The sequence below is a fragment of the Streptomyces sp. NPDC094034 genome, from assembly GCF_040303865.1.
In the GTDB taxonomy this organism is placed as follows: Bacteria; Actinomycetota; Actinomycetes; order Streptomycetales; family Streptomycetaceae; genus Streptomyces.
The window spans coordinates 111043-117914 of the sequence record NZ_JBEOUD010000031.1 but is presented as its reverse complement, the minus strand read 5'-3'; the positions used below and the strand labels follow the sequence as shown (position 1 = coordinate 117914).

Annotated in this window: 8 protein-coding genes; 3 read left to right on the top strand and 5 right to left on the bottom strand. The window is 67.7% G+C overall.

The window, feature by feature from the left end; all coding sequences use genetic code 11:
• Nucleotides 1-138: 138 nt before the first annotated feature.
• From ABTZ59_RS25470 to ABTZ59_RS25450, 5 genes are all read right to left on the bottom strand, one after another.
• Nucleotides 139-549: an SRPBCC family protein gene (locus ABTZ59_RS25470; RefSeq protein WP_351415972.1), complete on the bottom strand. Its 411-nt coding sequence runs from the start codon at nucleotides 547-549 to the stop codon at nucleotides 139-141.
• A gap of 96 nt (nucleotides 550-645) precedes the next feature.
• Nucleotides 646-1224 (bottom strand): hypothetical protein, encoded by a 579-nt coding sequence (locus ABTZ59_RS25465; protein ID WP_351415966.1) that lies wholly within the window; start codon nucleotides 1222-1224, stop codon nucleotides 646-648.
• Nucleotides 1221-3101, bottom strand: coding sequence for an alpha/beta fold hydrolase (locus tag ABTZ59_RS25460; RefSeq protein WP_351415963.1), 1881 nt, complete (start codon nucleotides 3099-3101; stop codon nucleotides 1221-1223). Before ABTZ59_RS25460 ends, ABTZ59_RS25465 begins: the two co-directional genes overlap by 4 nt.
• 264 nt (nucleotides 3102-3365) lie before the next feature.
• Entirely contained in the window at nucleotides 3366-3512 is a 147-nt protein-coding gene (locus ABTZ59_RS25455) for a hypothetical protein (RefSeq protein ID WP_351415958.1), read from the bottom strand.
• 23 nt (nucleotides 3513-3535) lie between these two features.
• Nucleotides 3536-3685: a hypothetical protein gene (locus ABTZ59_RS25450; protein ID WP_351415954.1), complete on the bottom strand. Its 150-nt coding sequence runs from the start codon at nucleotides 3683-3685 to the stop codon at nucleotides 3536-3538.
• A 380-nt stretch (nucleotides 3686-4065) separates the two neighbouring features.
• Here ABTZ59_RS25450 and ABTZ59_RS25445 point away from each other — a divergent pair, with 380 nt between their 5' ends.
• Genes ABTZ59_RS25445 through ABTZ59_RS25435 form a run of 3 tightly spaced genes read left to right on the top strand, consistent with a single transcriptional unit; the run spans nucleotide 4066 to nucleotide 6871 of the window.
• Entirely contained in the window at nucleotides 4066-4944 is an 879-nt protein-coding gene (locus tag ABTZ59_RS25445; RefSeq protein WP_503003620.1) for an ABC transporter ATP-binding protein, read from the top strand.
• Nucleotides 4941-5741, top strand: a complete 801-nt coding sequence (locus tag ABTZ59_RS25440; RefSeq protein ID WP_351415946.1) for an ABC transporter permease — start codon at nucleotides 4941-4943, stop codon at nucleotides 5739-5741. Before ABTZ59_RS25445 ends, ABTZ59_RS25440 begins: the two co-directional genes overlap by 4 nt.
• Nucleotides 5738-6871: a sensor histidine kinase gene (locus ABTZ59_RS25435; RefSeq protein ID WP_351415942.1), complete on the top strand. Its 1134-nt coding sequence runs from the start codon at nucleotides 5738-5740 to the stop codon at nucleotides 6869-6871. Before ABTZ59_RS25440 ends, ABTZ59_RS25435 begins: the two co-directional genes overlap by 4 nt.
• Nucleotide 6872 lies beyond the last annotated feature (1 nt).

Here is a 6872-nt window from a genome sequence, read left to right as displayed (position 1 = left end):
ACGCGACGAAGGAGCGCCCTTGACGCCCGACCCGGAACCGCGAAACTGAAACCTAGGGGCGGCCCCCACCCGAGCCCAAACCCCCCGGCCCACCCTGACTACCCCTCGGCCCTCACCCCCACCGCTAGCCCGGAAACGCTACGCGCCCTCCAGCACCCCCTTGAGCGTGGTGAGGTCGGCGAGTACCGCATCCGTATCGCGTTGGAAGTCCTCGTCACTCATTCCCGGCTGCCGGCGGAGAGTGAACACCACCTCGCTCCCGGCGCCGTCGGCGATCACTCGCACCGGGTTATAGACGACCTCGCCCGAGGGCAGGGTCACATCGTGATCGAGGACTCCAAGCTCGTTCTCCGGCGCGAAGGCGACCACGACCCGGCCCAGGGGCGACGACTCCGCGATCCACTGACCGTCGGTCTTGGTGATGGAGCGCCCGAGCCCGTGAGCCCATTCGGGCAGGTTGGCGGGGTTCGACGCGTAGTCGTAGACCGCCCCGACAGGGCGGTCGATGTGGATGCTGATGTGGCGCGAGGCCGAAGCCGTTGTCTCCATGGCCGCGATGGTACGAAGCCGGTGGCGACGTCGTATTGAACGAATCGGTCGCGCTCGCGCCGCGCGGTAGTGGGGTGGGTGGCCCGGCCCCGCGGCTCAGGCCGCCGGTGTCGGGCGCGTCGGGGGGACCATCGGGGTGTAGGGGGAGATGAACAGCATCTCCGCCTCCTCTTTGGTGTCGTATCCAGCGGTTCGGGCGAAGGCGAACTGGAAGCCCTTGATGGCGTGCCCGCCCTCGCTCTCGCGGATCTCTCGGCGTAAGTAGTTCTCCAGGAGGCGATAGGAAGGAAGCCGCTGGGCGACCGAGAACCCCCGGTTGATGTAGCGGAGGATTTCATCACCGGCGTCGAAGATCGCCTTGCCCGCTCTGCGGTCGGGGAACCAGATCATGTGCCGCACGGTCCGGTCCGGAGCCAGGGAGATTTCCGTCCACGGCGAGGTGTCGTCGTCCGACGACAGGGTCCGGTAGAGGAGGTTGGAGTCGTGCACGGCCGGATTCGGGGCGAAGAAGCGCCAGTTCGGTATCAGGTACACGGCGTCCCGCGTCCTTATCCGGTCGAACAGATCATTTGGGTGCTGGGCCGCGACCGTAGCGGTGAGCACGGCGGCTCCCGCGATCCGCCAGCCCGCGCCGGGACCGCGGAGCGCGTCCCGCAGAGTGTCGGCGATCTTCACTGTGCCACCTCTTCCCCGCGAGTCTCGGCGCCCTCGGTGGCGGTGGCGGTGGCGAAGGCGGCGATGATGCCCGCCACTTTGATGGCGTGTCCGGGCTGGGTCAGCACCCCGGTGTGCTCCGCTCCCTCGATCACCACGGTGTGTGCGCCCTCCCGGTGCGCTTGGGCGAGCTCGGCATGCATGAGCAGTTGTTCGGGGTCTCTGTCGACGGTCTGCTGAGCGGAGATGACCAGGCCGCGGCCCGGGGTGGGGGGCAGATCGCCGGTGAAACTCCGGAAGTCCTCCTGCACGGCTTCCCATTCACGGCGCCCGGCCTGCCACAAGAGGGCGTCTCCGTACTGCGCGAAGACCCTCTTGCGTACGTGGTCGGGCAGTTCCTCGACCCAATCGGGCCGGGACATCAGCGCACCCGTGCCCAGCCCCAGGAACCACCTCATTTGCGTGAAGCTCTCCGACAGCCGGTCGGCCGTCTTCGCCTGCTGGGTCGAGCGCAGCAGTTCCGCGGGGTGGGAGGGGTCGATGTACACCACCCCGTCCAGGCGGTTGCCCAGGAGTGGCGCGGCACGCCGTGCGAGTTCCCCGCCCAGGGAGTGGCCGGTCAGGATCACCGGGCGCCCCTGGGCCACCACCCCCTGGATCAGGTCGGCCAGGTCTGCCACGGATTCATCCAGGCGGTACGGGCCCGAGACGTCGCGGAGCGAGCCGTTGTAGCCCGCGCGGGCGTAACTGACCACTCCCAGCCGGGTGTTGTCCTCAAGGTGGTCGGTTATCCAGGCGAAGTACTCGGGTGTGGCGACCAGGCCTGTCTCGAACACGACGACCGGCTGATCCGCGTCGCCCTCGGCATGCGTTGTGTACTGGAGGACGTTCCCGGAAGGTGCCGTGAACATCTCGCCCTTGTACGGTCCTTGACGTACCGTCATGCGCCGCCGCACCGCCGACAGCACGGCCCCCGCCGTGGACAGGCCCAGCGCCGCCGCGGTCAGTGGGAGGAGACGGTCGTCCCGGCGGGCGCCGACGGGGTCCGTCTTGGGGACAGCGGTGTAGACGACGAGCGGATGCATGGAGGTGAAGGCGGTGAAGAACCGGCCGAGGCCCATCAGATAGGCGTTGGCACCGTGGAAGAGGACGACAGACGTGATCACGGGGCGCGTGAGGCGCCCGCCGAAGGCGTACAGCAGGGGGAACCCGCACTCCAGGGCCAGCACGGAGTGCGTCAGCAGCTTCGAGGCCCTGGGGTGCTTCTGCGTCCAGGTCCACATTCCGGCGTGGCCGTAGGAGCGGGTCCGCATGATCCCCGGCAGGGCAGAGGCGTCGCGCCATTGTTTTCCGAAGAGCTTGACCCACCCCGAGATGGCGTAGGAAAGGTTGGCCTGCGCCGCGATGTACCAGACCAGGGCGTCCTTGGCGGGCTCCGACGGGACGAGCCGCGCGGCGCCGGTCGCCCCCTGCACGATGACCGACACCTGATCCGAACCGTCGGTGCCGTAGAGGTGCCGGGAATAGACGAGCAGTCCGCTCGCGGCGAGGTAGAGGCTGACGGCGCCACGCCACTTCTGGTTGCCCGGCGCCATCAGGACTGTGGCACCGAGGGCACGGCTGACATGGAGCGCCTTGGTGGTACGACGCCCTGAAACGCTCTCCAGTACCTTCCGCAGCAGCGGGCCGGATTCGCGCTTCAGGTCACGGGTGACATTCCAGTCGCTCAGCCCGCCGGCGTCCGTCTGCTTCGTCTGCGTCAGGTATTCCAGGGACGAGTTGAGGATGGTCAGCGCACCCAGGCGCTCGGAGATGCCCAGGGCCCGGTCGCGGGAGAGGCTTGGGGGGTTCAGTACGGTCTGGGTGAGCCGGCGCAGATGATGCCCGGGTCGTCGCATGGTGCACTTCCCCTGGTGATGATGAAGAAGGCGGATGAGGTGGGGTGACGGGTCCGTGGGGATGTCACACGGACCGTGGGACCGCTTCGCCCGGAGCGAGGGATACCGGCTCGGAGCCAGGAACGGGGATTGATGGCACTCCGCGGCTCATGCGACGGTATTCTCCGGTGGGCAGAGGTCTGCGTGCACTTCCACTGCACGCAGACCTCTGCTTGTCAGACCGTTACCCGCGTTGCCTGTCGGCGAGTTGGGCGCGGTGGGGTGTTACTTGCCGAAGACCTTGGCAACGGTGTAGCCGGCGACGAACGCGGCGGCGACGGGGGTTGCCAGGACCGGGGCCTGCTGCACGTTGATCTGCCCCTTGTCCGTCTCGGAGAGCTTCGGCTCGGTCTTCACAGTGATCTCGCGCATGGCGATTTCTCCTTGGTTGTCGGTCATCCTCTGACAGCGGCAGTCGCCACGACACAGCCGGCCAGGGCCACGACGGCGGCGGGAGTGGCCAGGACCGGTGGCTGGGCCACACACACCTGACCCTTGTCCGTCTCGGACAGCGTCGCTTCGGCCCTCTCGGTGATCTCGCGCATGGCTACTACTCCCTAGTCGCTGCTACTTGTCACGAAGGGAACTGCCGCTCCTCATGTGCACGAGGGGTCTCGTGCACCGAGCGCTTCCGGCGTATCGCCCGTCCCGCCTGACCCGGGAGGCCGGTCACGCATTGCATACAAGCAGCACCCGAGAGGCGTGAATATGACGCAGGTCACATCGGTAACCTGAAGTGATCATTCCAATACTTGACAAATGTCATAGCCCGTCTATGGCATTTGCCAGAACAATCCATGACTCAACCAACGTCTTGACCTGTGAATTCACTGCCAGGCTTGAGAATGTGAACATCACTAAGACGGAAAATGTGATCGAGGCCACAGACCTATGGCGGCGATACGGCACCGGATCCGACGGCTATATGGCGGTGCGCGGCATCGATCTCGCCGTACCCGCCGGCCGGGTCTTCGCCCTCTTGGGCACCAATGGCGCGGGCAAGACGTCGACCCTGGAGCTCCTGGAGGGACTCGCTCCTCCCACCAAGGGCCGCATCCGCCTCTTCGGCGGCGAGGACCCGTACCGGCAACGCCGTACCACCCGCCGCCGGATGGGCATCATGCTTCAACAGGGCGGATTCTCCCGTGATCTGACGATCACCGAGACCCTCCGCATGTGGTCCGCGTGCACCACGAACCCTCGCCCCATCGACGAGGCCCTGTCCATGGTCGGCCTCGGCCATCGCGCCGCCGTCACCGTCAAGAACCTCTCCGGCGGCGAGAGGCGCCGCCTCGACCTCGCGTTGACCACGCTTTCCCGCCCCGAACTGATCTTCCTCGACGAACCCACCACCGGCATGGACCCGGAGGGCCGCCACGACACCTGGAAGATCATCAAGGAGCTCAACCAGCAGGGTGCCACCGTGGTGGTCACGACGCATTATCTGGAGGAGGCCGAGCAACTCGCCGACCGACTCGCGATCATGCACCAGGGGCGGATCGCGACAACCGGAACGGTCGGCAGCATCGTGGCCGCGCACCCCTCCACGCTCAGCTTCCGCCTGCCCCAAGGGGTCCCCGCGCACCAGTTGCCGACCGCGGAGGCGCTCCGGGCGACCGCGGTGGACGACAGCGGTTCCCGGGTGCAGTTACAGACGCAGGACCTACAGGCCACCACCTTCCAGCTGCTCGCCTGGGCGGACGCACAGCGCATCCGGCTCGAAGAGTTCAACGCCCGCTCCGCCTCCCTGGAAGAGGCATTCCTGCACATCGCCCGCGCCTCGGAAACGGAACCCCAGCTGTGACCACTCCCGCTGCCCCCGCGCCCTCCTACGCCGCCGAAGCCGTACAGCAGCTCAAGGGCCTGAGCCGCGCCGAGCTCGCGATGTTCGCCCGCTCGCGGATGAACCTGTTCAACGTCCTGGTCGTCCCCGCGATGATCATCTGCGGAATGCTGGCCACGGTGAGCCAGTTCTCCATCAGCGAGGAGACCGGCCGGAGCCTCGGGCAGATGATGGTCTCCACCTCCCTCGCCGTCGTCCTCATCCTCGTCGTCTACTCGCCCCTGACGGCCGTCTATGTGGTGCGCCGCGAAGAGGCGGTGCTCAAGCGGCTGCGCACGGGTGAGGTCACCGATCCGATCATCCTGATCGGCTGCGCCATCCCTTATCTGGCCGTCGCTGTCGCGCAGTTCGCCATCATCGCGGTCGCGCTCTCGGTCATCTCGACAGGCGCACCCGGGCTGCCGCACCTCGCCGTCCTCGCGCTGTTGCTCTCCCTGCCGATCTGTATCGGACTCGCGGCCTTCTCCAGTGTCGCCTGCCGCACGTCGGAGGCGGCGCAGGGCGTGGCGACGCTCGGACTGCTGGTGCTGCTGCTGACATCCGGGGCGGCCGTGCCGCTCGAACTGTTCCCCGATCCGGTGGCAGCGGTGCTCCGCTTCTTCCCGCTCACCCCCGCCGTCGATCTCGCCAACTCCGCCTGGACCGGGGAAGGTGGTTCCGTCGGATCGGTGCTGGTGAAATGCGCCACCCTGCTGGCGTGGTCAGCGATCACGGCAGCCGCGACACGCCGCGTCTTCCGCTGGGACCCGCGCGAATGAACACCACACGACGCGACGCCGCGAAGGTCGCGAGACAGGCACGCCAGGCATTGGCCGTCTGTCTGGCGGCGCCCCCTCTCGTGTTCCTTCTCATCGCCGAACTGCCCTCGCCTCACCCCGCGTTGGTTCTCGTATCGCTGCTCTACGCCAGTCACCTGGGAGCGCTGATCCGGTCCGTGTGGACCGGTCGTCCCGTCGGGGTGTCGCCTCTCGTCCTCGTGGCACCCACCCTGTTGTGGCTGGCCTGTTTATGGGTGCTTCCCCTGGCAGGGCTGTTCGAGAAGGCACACATCGCACCGCTCGCCGGCGTGGCCGTGGTGCCCGCGGCCGTGGCGGTGGCCGATCTGACACCGCGCGTGCGGCTGCTTACGGGAGTCGCGTGCGTCGCCGCGGCGGCTGTCTTCGCTCTTCCCGGTCCGCTGCCCGCGGCGCTGGCCGCCGCGGTCGTCTTCGCCACCGTCATCCTCGCCATCCATTCGACGCTCTGGCCCGTGTCGGTCATGGCGCGTCTGGAAGCGGCGGCGGAGGTGACGGCACTGCTCGCGGTGGCCGAGGAACGGCTGCGGATGTCCCGCGATCTGCACGACACCCTCGGCCGGAATCTGGCCGTCATCGCCCTCAAGTCGGAACTCGCCACCCGCACGGGCAGGGTGGAGGAACTGGCGGAGGTGGAGGCGCTGGCGCGGAAGGCGCAGAGCGAGATCCGGGCGGTGGTCAACGCCGCTCGTACCCCTTCTCTCCATGACGAACTGGACGGTGCGCGATCACTGCTGCATGCCTCGGGCGTCCAGTGCACCGTGGCCCACGACAACGGCGGTCCGCCGCTGCCTGACGAGGTGCGCGAGGTGCTGGGCTGGGCCGTACGAGAGGCGGCCACGAACGTCATGCGGCACGCGCCCAAGGCGACCGCCTGCACCTTCACCCTCACCCCGTCACGTGCGGGGGAAGTGACCCTTCAAGTGGTCAACGACGGCGTGCACTCCCTGCCCGAGCAGTCCGCGAAACAGGGGACGGGACTGGTCGGCCTGGAACAGCGCGTCACCCCGCTGGGAGGGCGACTGGAGCACGGGCTGCTGACCCGCGGCGTCTATCAGCTCCTCATCACCCTTCCACTCCTGGGAAAGGAATGAG

Coding starts and splice junctions, on each gene's coding strand:
- ABTZ59_RS25460 (WP_351415963.1), bottom strand. CDS start 3,101: ATGCGACGACCCGGGCATCATCTGCGCCGGCTCACCCAGACCGTACTG.
- ABTZ59_RS25450 (WP_351415954.1), bottom strand. CDS start 3,685: ATGCGCGAGATCACCGAGAGGGCCGAAGCGACGCTGTCCGAGACGGAC.
- ABTZ59_RS25470 (WP_351415972.1), bottom strand. CDS start 549: ATGGAGACAACGGCTTCGGCCTCGCGCCACATCAGCATCCACATCGAC.
- ABTZ59_RS25435 (WP_351415942.1), top strand. CDS start 5,738: ATGAACACCACACGACGCGACGCCGCGAAGGTCGCGAGACAGGCACGC.
- ABTZ59_RS25455 (WP_351415958.1), bottom strand. CDS start 3,512: ATGCGCGAGATCACTGTGAAGACCGAGCCGAAGCTCTCCGAGACGGAC.
- ABTZ59_RS25445 (WP_503003620.1), top strand. CDS start 4,066: ATGGCGGTGCGCGGCATCGATCTCGCCGTACCCGCCGGCCGGGTCTTC.